General features: G+C 44.7%; 17 protein-coding genes. 10 read left to right on the forward strand and 7 right to left on the reverse strand.

Annotated elements, in window-relative coordinates; all coding sequences use genetic code 11:
• Nucleotides 1-81: 81 nt before the first annotated feature.
• Genes KS2013_RS12025 through nadK form a run of 3 tightly spaced genes read right to left on the reverse strand, consistent with a single transcriptional unit; the run spans nucleotide 82 to nucleotide 2,636 of the window.
• Nucleotides 82-276 carry a hypothetical protein gene (locus KS2013_RS12025; RefSeq protein WP_228703688.1) on the reverse strand — a complete coding sequence of 65 codons (195 nt, stop codon included), beginning with the start codon at nucleotides 274-276 and terminating at the stop codon, nucleotides 82-84.
• The gene (gene recN, locus KS2013_RS01080; protein ID WP_228703689.1) at nucleotides 273-1,733 is read right to left on the reverse strand and encodes a DNA repair protein RecN; all 1,461 of its coding nucleotides are present in this window, start codon (nucleotides 1,731-1,733) and stop codon (nucleotides 273-275) included. Before recN ends, KS2013_RS12025 begins: the two co-directional genes overlap by 4 nt.
• Nucleotides 1,734-1,751: 18 nt before the next feature.
• The gene (gene nadK / locus KS2013_RS01085) at nucleotides 1,752-2,636 is read right to left on the reverse strand and encodes an NAD(+) kinase (protein WP_156768945.1); all 885 of its coding nucleotides are present in this window, start codon (nucleotides 2,634-2,636) and stop codon (nucleotides 1,752-1,754) included.
• Between the two features lie 122 nt (nucleotides 2,637-2,758).
• On the opposite strand from nadK, the gene hrcA reads away from it, so the two are divergent.
• The 3 genes from hrcA to KS2013_RS01100 all read left to right on the forward strand — a co-directional run bounded on the left by hrcA (nucleotide 2,759) and on the right by KS2013_RS01100 (nucleotide 5,367).
• Nucleotides 2,759-3,787, forward strand: coding sequence for a heat-inducible transcriptional repressor HrcA (hrcA, locus tag KS2013_RS01090; RefSeq protein ID WP_068988569.1), 1,029 nt, complete (start codon nucleotides 2,759-2,761; stop codon nucleotides 3,785-3,787).
• A 94-nt stretch (nucleotides 3,788-3,881) separates the two neighbouring features.
• Nucleotides 3,882-4,502, forward strand: coding sequence for a nucleotide exchange factor GrpE (gene grpE / locus KS2013_RS01095; RefSeq protein WP_068988572.1), 621 nt, complete (start codon nucleotides 3,882-3,884; stop codon nucleotides 4,500-4,502).
• Nucleotides 4,503-4,650: 148 nt separating this feature from the next.
• A complete protein-coding gene (locus tag KS2013_RS01100; RefSeq protein WP_068988574.1) occupies nucleotides 4,651-5,367 on the forward strand; it encodes a YebC/PmpR family DNA-binding transcriptional regulator in 717 nt (238 codons plus the stop codon).
• Between the two features lie 62 nt (nucleotides 5,368-5,429).
• Here the strand turns inward: KS2013_RS01100 and KS2013_RS01105 are convergent, their stop codons facing one another.
• Nucleotides 5,430-6,359, reverse strand: coding sequence for a hypothetical protein (locus tag KS2013_RS01105; protein ID WP_068988576.1), 930 nt, complete (start codon nucleotides 6,357-6,359; stop codon nucleotides 5,430-5,432).
• 429 nt (nucleotides 6,360-6,788) lie between these two features.
• Between KS2013_RS01105 and dnaK the strand changes: the two genes are divergently transcribed.
• Nucleotides 6,789-8,723, forward strand: a complete 1,935-nt coding sequence (gene dnaK / locus KS2013_RS01110; RefSeq protein WP_068988578.1) for a molecular chaperone DnaK — start codon at nucleotides 6,789-6,791, stop codon at nucleotides 8,721-8,723.
• Nucleotides 8,724-8,850: 127 nt separating this feature from the next.
• Entirely contained in the window at nucleotides 8,851-9,990 is a 1,140-nt protein-coding gene (gene dnaJ / locus KS2013_RS01115; protein WP_068988580.1) for a molecular chaperone DnaJ, read from the forward strand.
• Between the two features lie 75 nt (nucleotides 9,991-10,065).
• Here the strand turns inward: dnaJ and KS2013_RS01120 are convergent, their stop codons facing one another.
• Together KS2013_RS01120 and purE are read right to left on the reverse strand one after the other, a co-directional pair.
• Entirely contained in the window at nucleotides 10,066-11,196 is a 1,131-nt protein-coding gene (locus KS2013_RS01120; RefSeq protein ID WP_068988581.1) for a 5-(carboxyamino)imidazole ribonucleotide synthase, read from the reverse strand.
• Entirely contained in the window at nucleotides 11,193-11,678 is a 486-nt protein-coding gene (gene purE / locus KS2013_RS01125; protein ID WP_068988584.1) for a 5-(carboxyamino)imidazole ribonucleotide mutase, read from the reverse strand. Before purE ends, KS2013_RS01120 begins: the two co-directional genes overlap by 4 nt.
• A gap of 317 nt (nucleotides 11,679-11,995) precedes the next feature.
• Between purE and KS2013_RS01130 the strand changes: the two genes are divergently transcribed.
• The 5 genes from KS2013_RS01130 (at nucleotide 11,996) to greA (ending at nucleotide 18,890) form a co-directional block, all read left to right on the forward strand.
• Complete coding sequence (locus tag KS2013_RS01130) at nucleotides 11,996-12,622, forward strand: GDSL-type esterase/lipase family protein (RefSeq protein ID WP_083217748.1); 627 nt, start codon at nucleotides 11,996-11,998, stop codon at nucleotides 12,620-12,622.
• 21 nt (nucleotides 12,623-12,643) lie between these two features.
• Nucleotides 12,644-13,447, forward strand: a complete 804-nt coding sequence (dapB, locus tag KS2013_RS01135; protein WP_068988586.1) for a 4-hydroxy-tetrahydrodipicolinate reductase — start codon at nucleotides 12,644-12,646, stop codon at nucleotides 13,445-13,447.
• 557 nt (nucleotides 13,448-14,004) lie between these two features.
• Nucleotides 14,005-15,165, forward strand: a complete 1,161-nt coding sequence (carA, locus tag KS2013_RS01140; protein ID WP_071890091.1) for a glutamine-hydrolyzing carbamoyl-phosphate synthase small subunit — start codon at nucleotides 14,005-14,007, stop codon at nucleotides 15,163-15,165.
• 15 nt (nucleotides 15,166-15,180) lie between these two features.
• Nucleotides 15,181-18,411: a carbamoyl-phosphate synthase large subunit gene (gene carB / locus KS2013_RS01145; RefSeq protein ID WP_068988588.1), complete on the forward strand. Its 3,231-nt coding sequence runs from the start codon at nucleotides 15,181-15,183 to the stop codon at nucleotides 18,409-18,411.
• A complete protein-coding gene (gene greA / locus KS2013_RS01150; RefSeq protein ID WP_068988591.1) occupies nucleotides 18,408-18,890 on the forward strand; it encodes a transcription elongation factor GreA in 483 nt (160 codons plus the stop codon). Before carB ends, greA begins: the two co-directional genes overlap by 4 nt.
• Nucleotides 18,891-18,948: 58 nt before the next feature.
• Here the strand turns inward: greA and KS2013_RS01155 are convergent, their stop codons facing one another.
• Nucleotides 18,949-20,307, reverse strand: a complete 1,359-nt coding sequence (locus tag KS2013_RS01155; RefSeq protein ID WP_068988594.1) for a DUF4397 domain-containing protein — start codon at nucleotides 20,305-20,307, stop codon at nucleotides 18,949-18,951.
• Between the last annotated feature and the right edge of the window lie 56 nt (nucleotides 20,308-20,363).

The raw sequence follows: 20,363 nt of genomic DNA on the forward strand, positions 1-20,363 counted from the left end.
TGATGTTGTTTAGGAATACTATTAATAAAATTTCAAGACAGTAGCGTTATTAGCTAAGGCTGCCATAGCGCCTTTTAATGATTAATTTAATAATTCCCTGGCATGACTGCGGATTGTTTCTGTGATTTCCACACCACCAATCATGCGAGCGAGTTCTTCGACACGTTGGTTGTTGTTAAGTTGATGTAGCTCAGTCTGTGTACTTTTCTTGTCTTGTGCTTTGGATACCATCAGATGCTGGTGTCCTTGAGCAGCAACTTGAGCCTGATGCGTCACACAGAGGATTTGCGCACTTTTACCAAGGTCAGCGAGTAGTTTGCCGACAATTTCGGCGGTACCCCCCCAATGCCAACGTCAACTTCATCAAATATGAGCGTTGGTAGCTGAATGGTCTGCGCATTGATAACCTGGAGAGCCAGACTGATACGAGATAGTTCACCGCCCGAAGCAACCTTACGTAGGGGCTGTGCTTTTTGTCCCGGGTTGGTGCTAACCATGAACTCGACAGTTTCAAGCCCATTCGGTTTAAAACTGGACTCCGGGCTCGCCGTCAGCGCAACTTCAAAAACACCGTTGCCAAGCCCCAGGCTCTTCATCAACTCAATGACCTGCTTTTCAAGTTTTCCGGAGGCCTTTTTACGTTCTTTGGAAATCTTTGCCGCCAGCTTCTGGTAATTATCCTGCTGTGTCTCAAGCTCTTTCTCTAAATCATCGAAGGTTTGCTCATCACCGGATAATTGTTCAAGCTCCTGCTCAATACTTTGTTTGGTTTCAGGAAGAGCATCGATGGTTACTTGATGTTTTCGTGCTAAGTCATGCAAGAGGCTTAGCTCCTGATCAAGTTGTTCAAACTCTGCTGGATCAATATCCAGGCGTTCCAGGTAGTCACGTAGTTCATGACTGGCTTCTTCAATTTCTACTAAGGCGGACTGTAACAGATCATGGGTTCCGCTGACGTCTCCATCCATATTCTGCATCTCACTGATAGTATGGATAATACGCCCGAGTTGGCTGACCAGGTTTTCTTCATTGTCATTCAGAGCCATAAGGCTTTGCTGACCCTGCTCTAAAAGCTTGCTGGCATTAGCCGCGCGTTTGTGGTCATTTTCAATGTCTGCCGAACGATCAATGGGTGCTTTGTCTAGTTCTTCTAATTGGAAAGTTAGTAAATCTTTACGGTCATTCTTATCCTTCAGTGCTTCCTGGTAGGACGTTAATTTTGTTGATATCTGTGAAATAGTCTTGGCAATTTGTGTGAGCTGCTGAGTCTCTGCGGAAAGCTCAGCATAGCGATCCAAAAGCTGTAAATGTGTTTGCGGTTTGAACAGTGACTGGTGTTCATGTTGACCATGAATATCCACCAGGAGATCGCCAAGTTCACTTAACTGGGTCAAGTTTACCGGTTGGCCATTAATAAATGCTCTGGAGCGACCATCGTGATTAATGACCCGGCGAAGTATGCAGTCCTGTTCCTCATCAAGCATCTGTTCCTCCAGCCACTCTTGCACGGCTGGTAATTTGGTGATATCAAAAAAGGCACTGATCTCAGCGCGTTTAGCTTCATGACGGACGACACCGCTATCTGCGCGTGCACCAAGGGCAAATGAAAGGGCGTCCACCATAATGGATTTACCAGCGCCGGTTTCCCCAGTGATCACTGTCATACCCGACTGAAGATCCAGGTCTAGCTGGTCAATGATGGCAAAATCTTTGATATGGATACTAGCAAGCATGATGATTGTCGTTTGTGATTATAGTTTTGAGCCCCAGCCAAGCTTGGTACGCAATATTCGGAAATAGTCATAATCCTCAGGATGTAGCAACCATAAATCTTCTTTGCGTTTACGGATACAGATTTTTTCACCCGGTGCTACCGGGAATCTTACCTGCCCGTCACAGCTGAGGCGAGCCTCATTTTGATTGTCCTGGCTGAATACGATATCAACTTTACTGTCAGCGTCAATCATAATAGGTCGGCTGGATAGGGTATGTGGGAACATTGGAACCAGCGAGATGGCGTTGATCGATGGAGATACTATCGGTCCGCCAGCAGAAAGCGAATACGCAGTTGAACCTGTCGGCGTCGAAATGATCAAGCCGTCACCGCGGAGGCTATAAACGAAGGAGTCATTAATGTAGACCTCAAATTCAATCATACGAGATACTTCACCGGGGTAAAGCACGATATCATTTAATGCATCGCTGTACCGATCTTTTTCGGTTTCACCATCGATATTAGCTTCAAGTAGAAAGCGGCGCTCTTCTTTATATTCTCCAGCCAATACTTCGCTGACTTTTTCTGTAACCTGTTGTGGCTGTATGTCTGTCAGGAAACCGAGATAGCCACGATTCACTCCCAAAAGAGGAATATTATAGCTGGCCATTAGGCGGGCTGAATACAGCATAGAGCCATCACCGCCGACGACAATAACCAAATCAGCGTTGTCGCCAATAGTTTCCCAGGTCGCTGAGTGATCATCAGCAACATCAATACCAACAGCAACAGACTCTTCGACCAGGACTTGATATCCTGAATTGAGTATATGGTGGTAAAGGGACATAATGGTTTCACCGACTTCTTGATGCTTCGGTTTACCCATTATTCCGATGGTTTTAAATCGTAAAGCTGGAGACACGTCTCGCCTGATTCCCTTGTAATTGCATTATTGACCCACATTTAAGAATATATACAGCCAATAGGCAAGGGTTTTACTGAATAGTTATGGTCCTGTATGAACGATCGGAGTAACACAACGACATGAGTAAGTTTGACCAACGCGCACAGATATTAATGAAAACACTGGTAGAAACCTATATTTCTAGCGGACAGCCAGTGGGTTCGAAAACCTTGCTGGAAAACTCGCAACTGAGTGTTAGTCCAGCAACGGTGCGTAATGTCATGCAGGATCTTGAGAGTATGGGTCTTTTAACAGCACCATACACCTCTGCAGGTCGCATCCCGACCTCGCAGGGGGTAAGACTATTTGTTGATCAGTTGCTTACCGTTTCAGACGTTGAAGATATTTACCTGAAACAGCTACAGAAACACCTTGGCAGTATTTCTGAAACAGGAGAAATGTTGTCGGGTGTTAGTAATATGTTATCGCAGGTAACCCGGATGGCAGGGCTCATTCGGGTGCCTCGCCGGGACGTGACCTGCGTGAAACAGGTACAGTTCGTACCACTGACACAGAATAAGGTGCTGGTGGTATTGGTTCTTAGCGATGGTGAAGTACAAAATCGCGTTATACAGCTGGATAGTGATGTTTCAAGAGCGGAATTAGAGCAGGCGACTAATTATGTAAACCATCACTTTGCTGGGAAAGAACTGGATACGGTTCGTCGTGAACTATTACAGGAGTTGAAAGATGACCGTGAAACGATGGATCAGATGATGGCATCGATGATGAAAGTCGCTGAGAAAGGGTTTGCGGCTAATGATGATGAAATTCAAGTTACAGGAAAGTCACAACTACTCAACTATGCTAATACAGGCGATATTTCAGATTTACAATCAGTATTTGAGGCTTTTGCAGAAAAAACTCAGATGCTAACACTGCTGGACAAGTGTCTCAGTGCCGATGGAGTGCAGCTATTTATTGGAGAGGAGTCTGGATACGACGTCTTATCACAGTGTAGCGTGGTCGGCGCACCTTATAGTGTGGACGGTCAGGCTGTGGGCGTGCTGGCTGTGGTTGGACCTACACGAATGGCCTATGACAAAGTCATACCGATGGTTGATATAACGGCAAAATTAATTTCGGCGGCCTTGAATAATGAAGAGTAAACCTCATATTCAGAGGCAAAGATAGAAACTAGTACGTTAACTGGGTACTTAAAAGCACTCAGGGCGTTTTATTTGATGATGTTGGAGAGCAAGTATGTCTGATAAAGACAAGCAAAATCAAACCAGTAATGAACAAGAAGAGTTAAGCGAAGCGCAGAAGAAAGCGGTGGAAAAAGAAGTGGAAAATGCTGTTGATGAGGCATTGGAAGACGCGGCTGAAGCTGCTGAGAACTTAACTGATGAAGAAAAGAAAATTCTTGAGCTGGAAAAATCGCTGGAAGAAGCAGAAGCGAAGGCCGCTGAAAATATGGATTTAGCATTACGTACTAAAGCTGAAGCCGAGAACATTCGTCGACGTTCAGAAAATGATGTTGCCAACGCTCGTAAGTATGCCATTGAAAAGTTTGCAGAAGAGCTTCTAGCTGTCGTTGACAGTATTGAGCAGGGTTTACAGGCAAAAGCGGAAAGCGAAGAGTCAAAAGCATTGAAAGAGGGTATGGAATTAACCCTTAAAATGACACTTTCTACCCTAAACAAATTCGGTGTGGAGCAACTGGATCCAATCGAAGAAATCTTTGACCCTCAATTACACGAAGCAATGACCATGGTGCCTAGCCCAGATCATGAGAAAAACACGATTATCGACGTATTCCAGAAAGGGTATTTGTTGAATGGTCGTGTCATTCGTCCGGCAAGAGTCGTCGTTGCTCAATAGTTCGTGAGATGCTGCCATCGTCAACTGAATAAAGCCGTTGGGTTCGATCCAGACGGCTTTTTTATTTTCGTAGCTTATTAATGACCACATTCTAAGCATTTCGTAATACAATATCCCAACTTTAAAAACAGCATGTAGAGAGAAGAAAATGGGTCGTGCCTTTCAAAATCGTAAAGAGTCCATGGCGAAAACATCAGATCAAAACGCCAAGGTATATAGTAAATACAGCCGTGAAATCTATGTTTGTGCTAAGCAAGGAGGCTCAGAACCGGAGAGTAACCTTGCTTTGAGAAGCTTGTTGGATAGAGCCAAGCGCGATCAGGTTCCGGCCCATGTTATCCAAAAAGCCATAGATAAAGCAGAAGGTGGTGCTGGAGAGGACTTTGCGGTAGCTCGTTACGAGGGCTATGCACCTGGAAATGTTATGGTTATCGTAGACTGCCTGACGGATAATCCCAATCGTACTTTTGGTGAGGTTCGACAGTGTTTTGTCAAAACAAAATCGAAAATTGGAACAGAAGGTAGTGTGATGCATATGTTTGATCATAGTGCTATTTTTGTTTTCAAAAGTGATGATGAAGAAGGTGCGCTGGAAGCTCTGATGATGGCAGATGTGGATGTCACTGATATAGAGCATGAGGACGGTAAAATTACAGTTTTCGCACCGCAAACCGAGTACTTTAAGGCAAAGCAATCTTTGCAGGAACACTTTGATGGAATAGAGTTTGAGGTGGATGAGATTCAGTTTGTACCAAAAGTGATGACTCAGATTGAAGGTGAGGATTTGGAGTTATTCAAGAAGTTTCTTGAGATGGCGGATGATCAGGATGATGTACAAAATGTTTACCACAATGCCGAATTTTGATAATTGAAGCATCGCTAACTCAAAAAAGGGGGCATCAAGCCTCCTTTTTTGTGGCCCGCGGGCTAACCCTCGTAAAGCTTATTCGCTGTTTGTAAATGCTTCCAGCTTGCCTTACTTTTATCATTCTCAATCCAGATCCCGGAGTAACGGGTACCACCTTCACTACTGTAAACTTCCACATCTTCCAGGCGGTAACCAGCGTCCCGAAACTTCGCCCAAAAATCATGAAAAGTTTTGCTGTTCATATCTCTAGATGCGACCCATTTCAATGGACGGTTTTCTTTAACCCAGATTGCAGCAAAGAAAACTTCAGAGTCAACGCTGTAAGGGTTTGAATCATACAGACGATAACCTTTTCGGGTCATTTCATTGAAGTGTTTTGAGAAATCTTCCTGTTTGATTCGGTGTCGAGCAGACCAGCTTATGTCACTCGAATTCGATACAAAAATAGCTGAATATACTAACTGTCCATAGAGTTGGTAGCCATCGATATCAATAGGAATAAACCCTTGATCCTTGTTATCTTTCATGACTCGATTAAGATCCTTACTGGAAAGATTGAGATGAATTTTTGAGGATGTCTCTGAATCCTTCACCCAAATTCCGGCGTAGAACTGCATCCGTTTTTGTCGGTATGACTCAAAATCAATTGGGCGAAAACCATTATTTGTGTAATAGCGGTTTTTCTGAAGGAATCCTTCATGAGTAAGTCGAATATGTATGGCCCAATCAGACTTCAATTTGTCTCGTCTCATGATTAGGGAATATGGTCGCTTATTGTCATCATTTATCTCGATATCAATCGGTCGATAACCTTTGGCTTTGAAGTTTTTCAGTATTCTGTTGTACTCAAGTTCGGAGAGATTAACCAAGGAGCCCCAGCTAAGAGGGCCATCTGGCTGATCTAGTGTATCGGAAAAAGCCGTAACGGGGATGAGGGGCAGATATATGGAAAATGCCACAGTTGTAATAAATCGCGATGTTAAAGACATATCTTACTCCTTGAAAGATCTTTAACGATTATTCAGTATATAACTTGGTTAAAAAGTGCACAATCAGATCATCCTGAAAATCGGAACCGGTATGCAAAAGAAATCAAAACTAGCATGAGAATTGGATGGCGCCAGGTAATACTGTCAAAGGATTTAACAGAAGGATAGGGCTTCTGGTAAATAGGTCTTTCTGCAAGACTGGCTTCTGCAAGGTCTGGCTTTAGAGAAGGCTACTGAGAAAAGTTTGGATAAATAAAATAATGTTGGTGCCTTGAAATTTAAATGCTTGTACCAATATAGCTGAACATCGGAACGGGGTTGCTAGAAAGTTAAGTATCCACAAAAAAAGTAGGTTTTAGGGGTTGATCTCCTAAACCCAGCCCCCACATAAGCTACAAGCAAGATTTAAAGACCTTTTGGAGTGAAAACATGGCCAAAATTATCGGAATTGATTTAGGTACGACAAACTCATGTGTTGCCGTAATGGACGGTGACAAGCCTCGCGTTATTGAGAATGCGGAAGGCGCACGTACGACCCCATCGATCATCGCCTACACAGATGGTGAGACGTTGGTAGGTCAGTCTGCGAAACGCCAGGCGGTAACTAACCCAGAAAATACCTTATTTGCGATCAAGCGTTTAATAGGTCGTAAATTCAAAGACAAGGTTGTTCAAAAAGATAAAGGCATGGTGCCTTACAAAATTATCGAAGCGGACAATGGTGATGCCTGGGTGCAGGTAAACGACAAGAAAATGGCACCACCACAGGTTTCTGCTGAAATCTTGAAAAAGATGAAGAAAACGGCAGAAGATTTCTTGGGTGAAGAAGTGAAAGAAGCCGTTATCACGGTTCCTGCATACTTCAACGATTCACAGCGTCAGGCGACTAAAGATGCTGGCCGTATCGCTGGTTTAGATGTTAAGCGAATCATCAACGAGCCAACTGCGGCAGCGTTAGCTTACGGTATGGATAAAGAGCGTGGTGATCGCACTATCGCGGTTTATGACCTTGGTGGTGGTACCTTCGATATCTCTATTATCGAAATCGCTGAAGTTGATGGTGAGCACACCTTCGAAGTACTTTCTACTAACGGTGATACATTCCTTGGTGGTGAAGACTTCGATATGCGCGTTATCGAGTACTTGGCTGAAGAGTTCAAGAAAGAGTCAGGTATCGATTTGAAAGGCGACGCATTAGCGATGCAACGATTAAAAGAAGCTGGTGAGAAAGCGAAGATTGAGTTGTCTTCAAGCAGCCAGACAGAAGTTAACCTGCCATACATCACGGCTGATGCTACAGGTCCTAAGCACCTAAATATCAAGCTAACTCGTGCTAAATTGGAAGCACTGGTTGAAGATTTGGTTGAGCGTACGCTTGAGCCTGTGAAGCAAGCTCTAAAAGATGCTGGCGTGTCTAACTCAGAAATTGATGACGTGATTCTAGTCGGTGGTCAAACCCGTATGCCTAAAGTTCAGGAAGCAGTTTCTGGCTTCTTCGGCAAAGATGCACGTAAAGACGTTAACCCTGATGAAGCGGTAGCAGTTGGTGCTGCGATTCAAGGTGCGGTACTTGGTGGTGACGTGAAAGACGTACTTCTATTGGACGTAACGCCTCTGACACTAGGTATTGAGACAATGGGTCAGGTTATGACTCCGCTGATTGATAAGAATACAACGATTCCAACCAAGGCATCGCAAACCTTCTCAACAGCAGAAGATAACCAGACCGCGGTAACGGTACACGTCCTTCAGGGTGAGCGTAAAATGGCTGCACAGAATAAGTCACTGGGTCGTTTCGACTTGGCGGATATTCCACCTGCACCACGCGGTACGCCACAAATCGAAGTGACGTTTGACATTGACGCGAACGGTATCATGCACGTTTCTGCGAAAGACAAAGCGACGGGCAAAGAGCAGTCAATTCAGATTAAAGCCTCATCTGGTTTGAGCGATGAAGAAATCGATCAAATGATTAAAGATGCAGAGGCTCACGCTGAAGAAGATAAAAAGTTCCAAGAGCTGGTCGAAGCGCGCAACCAAGCTGATGGCTTAGTTCATGCAACTCGTAAATCTTTAGACGATGAAAATATGCAGTTTGAAGATGGTGAGAAAGAAGCGATTGAAGCGGCTGCTAAAGAACTTGAAGAAGCGATTAAAGGCGATGACTTAGAAGATATCAAAGCTAAGACAGAAGCCTTGAGCCAAGCCTCTTCGAAAATGGCTGAGCGTATGTATGCGCAAGCTCAGCAGCAAGCTGAAGCTGGCCAGCAAGCTGGTGGCGAGCAGGCTTCAGACAATAACGATGCAGGCGACGATGTTGTCGATGCAGAGTTTGAAGAAGTCGACGATAAGGATAAAAAGTAAGATTGTCCTTGGTAGCGAGCTTCGTTGACTGAGTCACGGAGCTCCTGCAGTCTAAGCTTGGAAATGGTAAGCGCAGGATTTAGTTCCTGCGTTTGCGTAAAGAAGGTTAAAGAAAAGTAGCAAAGTTATGTCGAAACGCGATTATTACGAAGTGCTGGGTGTTTCTAAAGGTGCTGATAAAGCCGAACTAAAAAAGGCTTATCGTCGTCTTGCAATGAAAAATCACCCAGATCGTAATCCCGATGATAAAGAAGCCGAACACCGCTTTAAAGAAGCGAAAGAAGCTTACGAAGTACTCAGCGATCCGCAAAAGCGCCAAATGTATGATCAATACGGTCATGCTGGTGTCGATCCTAATATGGGTGGTGGCGCTGGTGGCTTTGGTGGCGGCGAAGACTTCAATGATATCTTTGGTGATATTTTCGGTGACATCTTTGGTGGTGGTGGCCGTCGAGGCGGTGGCCGTCGTCAGGCTCGCGGCAATGACCTGCAATATAATTTGGAAATAAGCCTGGAAGAAGCGGTTCGTGGCATAGAAAAGACCATTAAAGTTCCAACTTATGTTGATTGCGATACCTGTGGTGGTGACGGTGCTAAACCGGGTTCTGGTACAACTACGTGTACTACCTGTGGCGGTCAGGGCGCAGTACGCATGAGTCAAGGCTTCTTCTCTGTGCAGCAAACTTGCCCAGATTGTCAGGGAACAGGCCAAATGATAAAAGACCCATGTGGTGACTGTAATGGTCAGGGTCGAGTTCATAAGACTAAAGAACTGAAGGTGACTATTCCTGCGGGCATTGATGACGGCATGCGTGTTCGTTTACCGGGAGAAGGTGAAGCCGGCGGTCCAGGTGCAGTGGCGGGTGATCTTTATGTACAGGTTTATGTTAAAGAGCACCCTATCTTTAAGCGTGATGGCGTCAATCTTTACTGTGAAATGCCATTAAGTTTTGTTACTGCAGCACTTGGCGGAAAGCTCGATGTGCCGACTCTAGATGGAAAGGTTTCTCTGACCATTCCTGCTGAAACACAAACTGGCCGTTTATTCCGTATGAAAGGAAAAGGTGTTAAGGGTGTTCGCAGTAGCATGGTGGGAGATCTATTATGTCGAGTCATTGTTGAAACTCCGGTTAAGTTAAGCAAAAAACAGAAAGAGTTGCTTCAGGAGTTTCAGGAAACTGTCGATGAATCCGGCGGAAAAAATAGCCCAAAGCAGAAAAACTGGTTTGACGGCGTTAAAAAATTCTGGGATGCAATGACCAGTTAGCAGTAACCGTAAGAAATAAAAAAGCCCGCTTAGTGCGGGCTTTTTTGTAAGAAGGATAACTTCCCGGATTTTAGACTATTGTTGATAGTCCTTTAAAGTTTGCTCTAATTTAACCATAAGCGATTCAATGTCCGATAGGGACATATTGATATGGCCAACCTTCCGGTTAGCTTTAATCGTTTTATTATACCAATGAACATGGAGCGCACTATCTATCATGTGCTTCTTTAGCGGTGCCTGGCCAAGAAGGTTTATCATGGCAGCCGGTCCAAAGCGTTCTGTACTGGCAACTTCCTGTCCACTGATGGCTCTGACGTGGTTGAGAAATTGGGAGGTTCGAGCTCCTTGCTGAGTCCAATGTCCGCTATTATGTACCCTTGGCGCAAACTCATTCACCATAAGGTCATCACCCACTACAAAGAATTCTATGGAAAGTACCCCGATATACTCAAGTCCTGTCAACATAGCTTCTGCTATCTTCTTCGCTTTGTTCTGCGTTTCAGTCTTAATGTTACGCGCTGGGACTATGCTGTAATGGAGGATGCCATTGCTATGAATATTCTCACTGATGTCATAGTGGACGATATTCCCATGTTGATCCCTTGCACAAACGATAGAGACTTCTTTTGAAAAAGAAATGGGCTGTTCAGCAATAAATTCAATATCCGATGATACTTCTTCAAGTACTTTGCTGCCTTCTTCCAAGCTATTCAAAAACCACTGGCCTTTACCGTCATAACCTTCCGAGCAGGTTTTCAAAATTACAGGCCAGCCTAATCTGGTTCCTGCTTCTGTTAGCGAGTCGATGTCGTTAACAGGGTGCCATGGTGCGACTTCAATTCCCTGACTCTGAATAAACTCTTTTTCAGATTTACGGTTCTGGCTGATGCGGATAGCTTTAATACTTGGGTAAACAGGGCAAAACTGATTAAGGCCTTCAAGCATTCCTGCGTCTACATGCTCTTTCTCAACGGTAACAACATCTGGCTTGCCCAGTAAGGTATATATTTGTTCTGCACTATGTTGTTTCACGTCTACTGTAACGATGTGACCCAAATCTAAAACTGCGGACTTGTCTTCACCTTCTTCATGTAAAAAGGTGAAGTGGTAGCCCATAGAGATACCCTCAAGTGCCATCATTCTTGCTAGTTGACCACTGCCGATAATGGCAATAGTTAGGCTACTGAAGTTGCCCTCAGGTTTCATTTTACGATCTCCTCAGTCACAGAGGCAGTCTGATTTTCACGCCATTGCTGAAGTGCCTGGCTTAACTCAGGGTCGTTTAGAGCGAGGATCTGACTCGCCATCAAACCGGCATTGAAAGCACCTGCATCGCCAATTGCCTGACAGGCAACGGCGACGCCTTTTGGCATTTGTACCATAGAAAGTAGGCTGTCCATTCCTTTCAACTGTTTACTCGCCATTGGAACTGCAATTACTGGGAGGTGAGTCATTGCTGCTGCCATACCCGCAAGATGGGCTGCACCACCGGCACCTGCGATAATGACTTTTACGCCGCGTGTGTGTGCCTGTTCGCAATGCTCATAAAGTCTTTTAGGAGTACGGTGTGCTGAGACGATTTTGGTTTCATACTCGATGCAAAGGTCATCAAGAACCTGGGTGGCATTTTTCATGCTGTTCCAGTCAGACTGAGATCCCATAATAATGCTGACAACTGGCTGGGCCATAGTAAGCTCCTAAGCGGAAAATTGGTTTATTAGGCTGTAGTATACGGAATTCCCATCAAAAAGTTGAATGAGAACGTTAAACCTAGTGATGCTGAAAGGAGCGCATTTTAGCAGATTTTGACGCTAACGTGCATCAATTAAGGATATTGTCATTAAGAATAAAATGATTGGGTTTTGCGGGGGAAACTTGGTGGGTATGGTAAAGGGAGTGAAGTGTATGTAGCACTAAGGTCAGGCATCATTATAATCTCAAGGAAAAAGTCTTGGACACAGTAAAAGTCTGCTTGTACCTTGGTTGGCCTAAGCCGAATAATTGTATGAACTTCAAAGTTATGACTGGATACTTATATCGAATTATTATCAGCCTTGTCTGTGTAACACTGGTTGCCTGTAGTGATAGCCAAAAATTAGAACCATTGGTAAGCACCGACGTGGTAGTCGCATTTGGTGACAGTCTTACTCAGGGGGTTGGGGCAGCAGATGGGAAGGCATACCCGGAAGTATTATCAGGGCTGATTAAGCTCGATGTGGTGAATGCCGGTGTTTCTGGGGAAACGACTGCAGAGGGCTTACAGAGACTGCCCTTGGTTCTTGAAACCCACAACCCAAAACTAGTCATTTTGATGGAAGGTGGGAATGATATCCTTAGAAACATGAGTCATGTCCAGGCTAAGGAGAATCTGGCGGAAATGATTCAAATGATACGATTGAGCGGAGCTCAGGTAGTGATGTTGGGAGTCCCTGAAAAAAATTTGTTCTCGGACTCAGCGGACTTTTATGATGAGTTAGCCAATGAGTATAACCTGGTCTATGATGGTGAGGTTATGTCAGATTTATTAAAATCTCGAGATATGAAGTCTGATAGCATACATTTAAATAACATAGGTTATAGAAAACTTGCGGAGCACATAAGGTCAATGTTGCAAGAGCACGGTGCTTTATAGGCAGTTAAGAAGATAAAAAGTATGAGTAAAACAAAAGTAATTATTAATGCTGCTACTGGTCGTATGGGGAAAGAGCTTCTGAAGGCAGCCATCGACGATCGAGGAGCTGAGTTGATATCGGCGATAGCAAGAGCCGGGCATCCTTTGGTTGGAACGGATATTGCTATTTTAACTGGCAGCGAACCGATAGGAGTGGTAGTTGATGACGATCTTCATAAAGCTTTATCGAAAAAAGGTGTCGTGATTGATTTTAGTCTTCCGGACTATTCAATCGAGTGCCTGAATCAGGCTGTGCCAGCTAAGAGTCCGATGGTAATTGGAACGACAGGTTATAGTCAGGAGCAATTAGACCAGATCGAGAAGGCTTCAAAATATATCCCAATTGTTCTTGCAGCAAATTACTCGGTTGGTGTAAATAGTTTAATCGGTCTGGTAAAGCAGGCGACGAGGCTACTCGGCGATAAGGCTGACGTAGAAATTTTTGAAGCGCACCATAAGCATAAAAAGGATGCGCCATCAGGGACTGCTTTAGCCTTGGGTGAAGCGGTTGCTAAAGAGAGGGGTGTTAACTTGTCAGATGTTGCCGAGTGGACAAGGTATGGCGAAGCTCCAAGACAGAAAGGCGATATAGGCTTTTCCGTAATGCGAGCAGGTGATATTGTCGGCACTCATGATGTGGTATTCGCCCTCAATGGAGAAATGGTCACAATACGCCACGAGGCTCAGTCCAGACAATGCTTTGCCAGTGGAGCTGTGACAGCTGCACATTGGGTAAAAAGTCAAAAGCCTGGTCTCTACGATATGCAGGATGTGCTTGGATTGTGAGCTTTGATTAGGAATCGAGGTCAGAGTTTGAGAGATTCGCCATAAAGCTTGTGCGAGATCTCTCAAAATACTGTAATCCACAGCTAAATATGACCGCAGATATTAGTGTTTTTAGTCTATAAAAAATAACCAACCTATTGTTTTAATGGGGTTTTGTGAGTTAATACTTTGTGGTGTTAAGCACACAATGTGCTTGCTAAACCACAGCAAAGGAGTAGATTAAAAGTTGTGCAAGGGACGCACACAAGGAAAACTAGCCGAGGGACTTGGTGAAACAAGGAAGTAGCAGGGAGCACGTTAATTAGGGCATGAGGCCACTCGAAAATGGGCGGGATTACCGCCCTTTTTCTTTTTATACCTACCGTTTTGTTTTTTCAGCAAAATATTTTTAAGAATGCGAAGCTAAAATGATGTCCGCAAAGCAACTCTTCGTGGACATGAATTTAGTGATCCCTTACAATACACGGAATTTGCCAAATTTTTGTCTATCTTGTAAAAAATGTGCGGAATCATAAGCATGAGTCCGATTTTTTTGCGCTCAAAAAACGGAGGTTTCTTTGCCAACACAAGAGTCTCAGCAGCTACTTTCAAGTCTGCAACCCGCCATTTTAGTTCTCGAAGACGGTAGTGTCTTTCATGGTTCATCAATTGGTTATGATGGTCATGCTGTCGGAGAGGTAGTTTTTAACACAGCCATGACTGGCTACCAAGAGATATTAACTGACCCTTCATACGCTAAACAACTGGTCACGCTGACCTACCCCCACATTGGTAATACTGGAGTTAATAGCGAAGACGTCGAAGCCGATCAGGTTTGGGCTGAAGGTCTTATTATTCGAGACTTACCATTGCTTCATAGTAATTGGCGTAGTGAGGAGTCACTGACTGATTACCTTAAGCGTACCAACCGTGTCGCAATTGCCGATATCGACACTCGTCGTCTTACTCGTATCTTGCGCGATAAAGGTGCGCAGAATGGCTGCATCATTGCGGGTGATATTGATGAGACTAAAGCGCTAGAACTAGCAAAAGAATTCCCTGGCTTGAAAGGCATGGACCTGGCCAAGGAAGTTTCTACCAAAGAAAAATATACGTGGAACCAAACAACCTGGGATGTCGTTGAAGGTTATGGCGAGCGCCAGGAAAATAAGTTCAAAGTTGTGGCTTATGACTATGGCGTTAAGAAGAATATTTTGAGAATGTTGGCAGATCGCGGTTGTGATTTAACCGTAGTGCCGGCTCAGACACCAGCTAAGGATGTGTTGGCGATGAATCCTGATGGTGTCTTCTTATCTAATGGCCCAGGTGATCCGGAGCCATGTGATTATGCTATTAAGGCTATTCAGGAACTGCTAGAAACTGAGATTCCAGTCTTTGGTATATGCTTGGGGCACCAGCTACTTGCTCTGGCTAGTGGTGCCAAGAGTATCAAAATGAAATTTGGTCATCATGGTGCAAACCATCCAGTGCAAATACTGGAAGACGGACACGTTATGATTACCAGTCAAAACCACGGTTTTGCAGTAGACGAGAGTACGCTGCCTGATAATTTGAAAGCAACGCATCGCTCGTTGTTTGATGATTCTCTACAAGGTATCCATCATACGGATAAACCTGCGTTCAGCTTCCAGGGACATCCTGAAGCCAGCCCGGGTCCGAATGATGCTGCACCACTATTTGATCATTTTATTGAGCTAATGGAACAAGCAAAAGCCTAGGAGAGAAAACAGAATATGCCAAAACGTAATGACATAGAAAGCATCTTAATTTTAGGCGCTGGCCCAATTATTATCGGTCAGGCTTGTGAGTTCGATTACTCAGGTGCTCAAGCGTGTAAAGCGCTAAAAGAAGAGGGTTATCGGGTTATTTTAGTTAACTCAAACCCGGCAACCATTATGACCGACCCCAACATGGCCGATGCAACCTATATCGAACCGATCGAATGGGAAGTCGTCTCTAAGATTATTGAAAAAGAAAAGCCTGACGCGATTCTTCCTACCATGGGTGGTCAGACAGCATTGAACTGTGCGCTGGATCTGGCTTCTCGAGGTGTGCTGGAAATTCACGGTGTTGAAATGATTGGCGCCAACCGCGAAGCAATTGATAAAGCGGAGGACCGAGAGTTATTTGCTAAGGCCATGGCTAAAATCGGGCTCGACCAGCCCCGTCAAGATATTGCTCGTAGTTTAGAAGATGCCTGGAGAGTGCAAAAAGAAGTTGGATTCCCATGTATTATTCGTCCATCTTTTACTATGGGCGGAACCGGTGGTGGTATTGCCTATAACAAAGAAGAATTTGAAGAGCTTTGTTATCGTGGTCTTGATTTATCGCCCACAAATGAGCTTCTAATCGATGAGTCTTTAATCGGCTGGAAAGAATATGAGATGGAAGTTGTTCGTGATAAAAACGATAACTGCATTATCATCTGTTCGATTGAAAACTTTGACCCAATGGGGGTCCACACTGGTGACTCGATTACAGTTGCACCAGCACAGACACTGACGGATAAAGAATACCAGCGCATGCGTGATGCATCACTTGCAGTATTGCGTGAGATTGGTGTTGAAACCGGTGGCTCGAACGTACAGTTCGCAATTAATCCGGACAATGGCCGTATGACCATTATTGAGATGAACCCACGTGTATCTCGCTCTTCGGCATTAGCATCTAAAGCAACGGGTTTCCCGATTGCAAAGGTTGCTGCAAAATTAGCTGTGGGTTATACCCTGGATGAGCTGCAGAATGAAATAACGGGTGGAAAAACACCAGCTTCTTTCGAGCCAAGCATCGATTACGTTGTAACAAAAATACCTCGTTTTAACTTCGAAAAGTTCCCTAATACTGACGCGACACTAACTACACAGATGAAGTCTGTTGGTGAGGTTATGGCGATTGGCCGAACTTTCCAGGAATCAATGCAAAAAGCGTTACGAGGTCTTGAAGTCGGCTCAAGCGGTTTTGAGCCAAAGCTTGAGGAAGATAACGAGGAATGGGTCGACACTTTACGTCAGAATTTACGTGTGCCGGGTACGGATCGAATCTGGTATATCGGCGATGCTTTCCGTAAGGGATGGACGATTGACGATGTATTTGATCTTACCGGCATTGATCGCTGGTTCCTGATTCAGATCGAAGAAATCATCAAGATAGAGCAAATGCTACATGGCAAATCATTGTCAGACTTGGATGAGCATCTACTGCGTCAGGTAAAGCGAAAAGGTTTCTCTGATGAACGTTTAGCAGAAATCTTTGCCTGCCGTGAGAAAGAAATTCGCAAATTACGCAAGAAGCTGGGTGTGTTGCCTGTCTTTAAACGCGTTGATACATGCGCTGCGGAATTCGCTACCAGCACAGCCTATATGTACTCGACCTATGAAGAAGAGTGTGAAGCCGATCCGTCTGATCGTGAAAAAATCATGATCCTGGGTGGCGGACCAAACCGCATTGGACAGGGTATTGAGTTTGATTATTGCTGTGTACATGCTGCTTTTGCGATGCGTGATGATGGCTATGAAACGATCATGGTTAATTGCAACCCTGAAACTGTATCAACAGACTTCGATACCTCGGATCGCTTGTACTTCGAGCCATTAACTCTGGAAGATGTGCTGGCAATTGTAGACACCGAACAACCAAAGGGCGTCATTGTGCACTATGGTGGTCAAACGCCACTGAAGCTAGCGCGTGATCTGGAAGCCGCTGGTGTACCTATTATCGGTACGTCACCGGATGCGATTGACCGTGCGGAAGATCGTGAACGATTCCAGCGTGCGATTGATCGTCTAGGTCTGTTGCAGCCACCTAACCGTACTGCACGTAACCTTGAAGAAGGAGTACGTCTGGCTGAAGAAATCGGTTATCCGCTGGTGGTTCGCCCATCTTATGTACTGGGTGGTCGCGCTATGGAGATTGTCTATAACGAGGACGAGCTTCGTCGTTACATGAATGATGCGGTTAGCGTATCGAATGAGTCGCCAGTACTGCTGGACCGGTTCCTTGACGATGCGATTGAGGTCGATGTGGATGCTATCTTTGATGGAGAGCAAATTCTGATTGGCGGTGTCATGGAGCACATTGAGCAAGCGGGTGTTCACTCAGGTGACTCGGCGTGCTCTATTCCTCCATTCAGTCTGAGCAAAGAAGTTCAGGATGAAATGCGTCATCAGATGCTGAAGATGGCGAAAGAACTTCAGGTACGTGGATTAATGAATACACAGTTCGCAATCCAGGGCGACAAAATATTCATTCTTGAGGTCAACCCACGTGCTTCACGTACGGTACCATTTGTATCTAAGGCTACGGGAACACCACTGGCAAAAGTTGCTGCCTCGGTAATGGCAGGAAAAACGTTAAAAGAGATTGGTTATACCCAAGAAGTTATCCCAACTTATTTCTCGGTTAAAGAGCCAGTCTTCCCGTTCAATAAGTTCCCAGGCTCTGACCCGATTCTAGGGCCAGAAATGAAGTCTACGGGTGAAGCGATGGGCGTTGGTAAAACGTTTGGTGATGCTTTCTATAAAGCGAAGCTCGGTGGTGCCAGCGGTCAGATCGTGCCATTAGGCGGACGAGCCATTATCAGTGTCCGCGAAGCGGATCGAGCCGGCTTGGTCGATGTTGCCAAAAAATTAGTAGATCAAGGTTTCGAACTGATGGCCACCAGTGGTACAGCACGCGCTATTCGCGAAGCCGGGATTCCGTGTCAGCGTATTAATAAAATGTTTGAAGGTCGCCCACATATTGTGGACTACATCAAGAATGGTGAGGTAGACTACATTATTAATACGACAGAAGGTAAGCAGGCGATTGCCGATTCTTACCTGATTCGTCGTAGTGCTCTTCAACACAAGGTTTCATATACTACAACCTTGGCTGGCGCTGTGGCATCTTGCGCGGCAATGAAAGAGCATACTCGTAGCACAATTAATTCTGTTCAGGAATTACATAAACAGGTAAAAGCAGTATGAGTAGAGTTCCAATGACTGCGGCTGGCGCAGAGCAGCTGCAGGAAGAATTGAATGACTTAAAAAAAGTACAGCGTCCCAAAGTGGTCGCTGCTATTGCTGAAGCTCGTGAGCATGGTGACTTGAAAGAAAATGCAGAGTACCACGCGGCTCGAGAGCAGCAGGGCTTTATTGAAGGTCGTATTCAAGAAATTGAAGCAAAACTTTCAAATGCACAAATTGTCGATATCACAAAAATTACCAATACTGGTAAAGTTATCTTTGGCGCGACAGTTGTGTTGATTAACCTGGAAGACGGTAAAGATACTGAAGTTCGTTACCAGATTGTGGGTGATGATGAAGCCGACATTAAGCAAAATAAGATCTCAATTAACTCACCGATTGCTCGAGGCCTGATTGGTAAAGAAGAAGGCGATATTGCTGATATTCAAACACCAGGCGGTAAGGTTGAATATGAAGTAGGTGAAGTACTTTATATCTAATTGCTATCTATGGTAATAAAAAAGGCTCCTTTACGGAGCCTTTTTTATAGGGGGTTAACTATTGCGGTTGAATAAAGTCATCGGCAAGGACAACTCCAAGTGGAGTTCCGCCTCCGGCATTATCTCTGGCAATAATAGTGTAAATACCACCATTGCTTAATGAGATTGCTGCCGGACCAATAGCCGGTGTATTTGAGCCGGCAGGTGTAACCACAACATCATAAGATCCTTCTGCTACTGATAAGTAACCAGTTTCAGCCTTAAAGGCGACATTAGAAAGATTTGGCTCAACAGTAGAAATATCAGTGCCGGGAGCTACCAGATATAGATCTACCGGACCTGCTGCTGGTGAACCATGGATAATACGAAGCTGCGCTTCTGTGGAAATAGAGCGTCTGTTGTTTTCTAGTACCAGGGGTTCAATGTTAGCAAGATTATCTACTGCTAAAACCGAGTATGAAACACCAGCTGCTAAATCAAGATCGGCATCAATAACGACAGGACTATTTGCACCTGTGGGCACTACCTTGGCATTGTAAAGATCAGCCGTTACAGACAGGTACCCTGTAAAATCAGGGTAGGCTAAGTCAATAACTGCAGGAGTGGCAAAGTTATCATTAATTACAACGTCAACATTGGGAGCATCTGGCGATAAGTGAAAGACACGGAGGTTGCTAGGAGTGTCAGCATCCAGAATTTCAGTTGCGCCATCAGGTCCAATAGCCAATAGACTGATAGGACTGTCACCTGTTCCGGTTGTGTTTGTAACCGCAGCAAGGTTCAGTATCGCCCCTGCGTCCAGCGAGAGAGTACCGCTATCGTAAACGACATCTTTACTGCCGGTTGGGGTTACACGGATTTGATAATCGCCACTCAAAATATCAGTAGCGCCCAGAGAGTCAGTATAAGCCAGGGTGACAGTCGGTGATATCGAAGAAATATCATCGCCCGGAGCGGTTAGATAAATATCAACGGTAGGTGCTTCTGATGCCGCATGTATTGCGTTAATAGTTAACTCTCCAGCTGGGGGCTCTATGTCAGATTGAGTTACTATAATAGGCTCGATGGATGCAGTTTGGTTTGCTGCAATGATGGTATAAATTTGATCTGAGGAGAAGCCAATATCGGTAGGGCCAATCACGGTGACTTCACCATCTGGAGTAAGACCATCGACGGAGATCGTATAGGTGTCTTCATCAAGAGTCAGACGTCCACTGCCTTGTTTGTAGGCTACGTCAGAAACTGCAACATTGCCGTTAACTGAAACATTAACATTGGGTGAGTCTTGAGAAGCATGTACTACTTGAAGCTTAAAGTTTTGTGCCCTCGGTTCGAGAGTGAACTCATTGTCATCATCATCACAAGCCGAAAGTAGCGAAAGTGAGAGAAGACCTAATACAGGTAACTTGTATTTCATGATAACCTCCTTATAAATGGAAGATATTAATTTACGGAGAACTTTGTGAACAAAAC

The organism is Kangiella sediminilitoris, assembly GCF_001708405.1.
In the GTDB taxonomy this organism is placed as follows: Bacteria; Pseudomonadota; Gammaproteobacteria; order Enterobacterales; family Kangiellaceae; genus Kangiella; species Kangiella sediminilitoris.

What these genes read in the sequence shown, in the direction of transcription:
- dnaK (WP_068988578.1), top strand. Translation starts at nt 6,789, where the DNA reads ATGGCCAAAATTATCGGAATTGATTTAGGTACGACAAACTCATGTGTT.
- KS2013_RS01155 (WP_068988594.1), bottom strand. Translation starts at nt 20,307, where the DNA reads ATGAAATACAAGTTACCTGTATTAGGTCTTCTCTCACTTTCGCTACTT.
- KS2013_RS01120 (WP_068988581.1), bottom strand. Translation starts at nt 11,196, where the DNA reads ATGAAACCTGAGGGCAACTTCAGTAGCCTAACTATTGCCATTATCGGC.
- hrcA (WP_068988569.1), top strand. Translation starts at nt 2,759, where the DNA reads ATGAGTAAGTTTGACCAACGCGCACAGATATTAATGAAAACACTGGTA.
- grpE (WP_068988572.1), top strand. Translation starts at nt 3,882, where the DNA reads ATGTCTGATAAAGACAAGCAAAATCAAACCAGTAATGAACAAGAAGAG.
- KS2013_RS01130 (WP_083217748.1), top strand. Translation starts at nt 11,996, where the DNA reads ATGAACTTCAAAGTTATGACTGGATACTTATATCGAATTATTATCAGC.
- dnaJ (WP_068988580.1), top strand. Translation starts at nt 8,851, where the DNA reads ATGTCGAAACGCGATTATTACGAAGTGCTGGGTGTTTCTAAAGGTGCT.
- carB (WP_068988588.1), top strand. Translation starts at nt 15,181, where the DNA reads ATGCCAAAACGTAATGACATAGAAAGCATCTTAATTTTAGGCGCTGGC.
- KS2013_RS01105 (WP_068988576.1), bottom strand. Translation starts at nt 6,359, where the DNA reads ATGTCTTTAACATCGCGATTTATTACAACTGTGGCATTTTCCATATAT.
- greA (WP_068988591.1), top strand. Translation starts at nt 18,408, where the DNA reads ATGAGTAGAGTTCCAATGACTGCGGCTGGCGCAGAGCAGCTGCAGGAA.
- KS2013_RS01100 (WP_068988574.1), top strand. Translation starts at nt 4,651, where the DNA reads ATGGGTCGTGCCTTTCAAAATCGTAAAGAGTCCATGGCGAAAACATCA.
- purE (WP_068988584.1), bottom strand. Translation starts at nt 11,678, where the DNA reads ATGGCCCAGCCAGTTGTCAGCATTATTATGGGATCTCAGTCTGACTGG.
- recN (WP_228703689.1), bottom strand. Translation starts at nt 1,733, where the DNA reads ATGCTTGCTAGTATCCATATCAAAGATTTTGCCATCATTGACCAGCTA.
- dapB (WP_068988586.1), top strand. Translation starts at nt 12,644, where the DNA reads ATGAGTAAAACAAAAGTAATTATTAATGCTGCTACTGGTCGTATGGGG.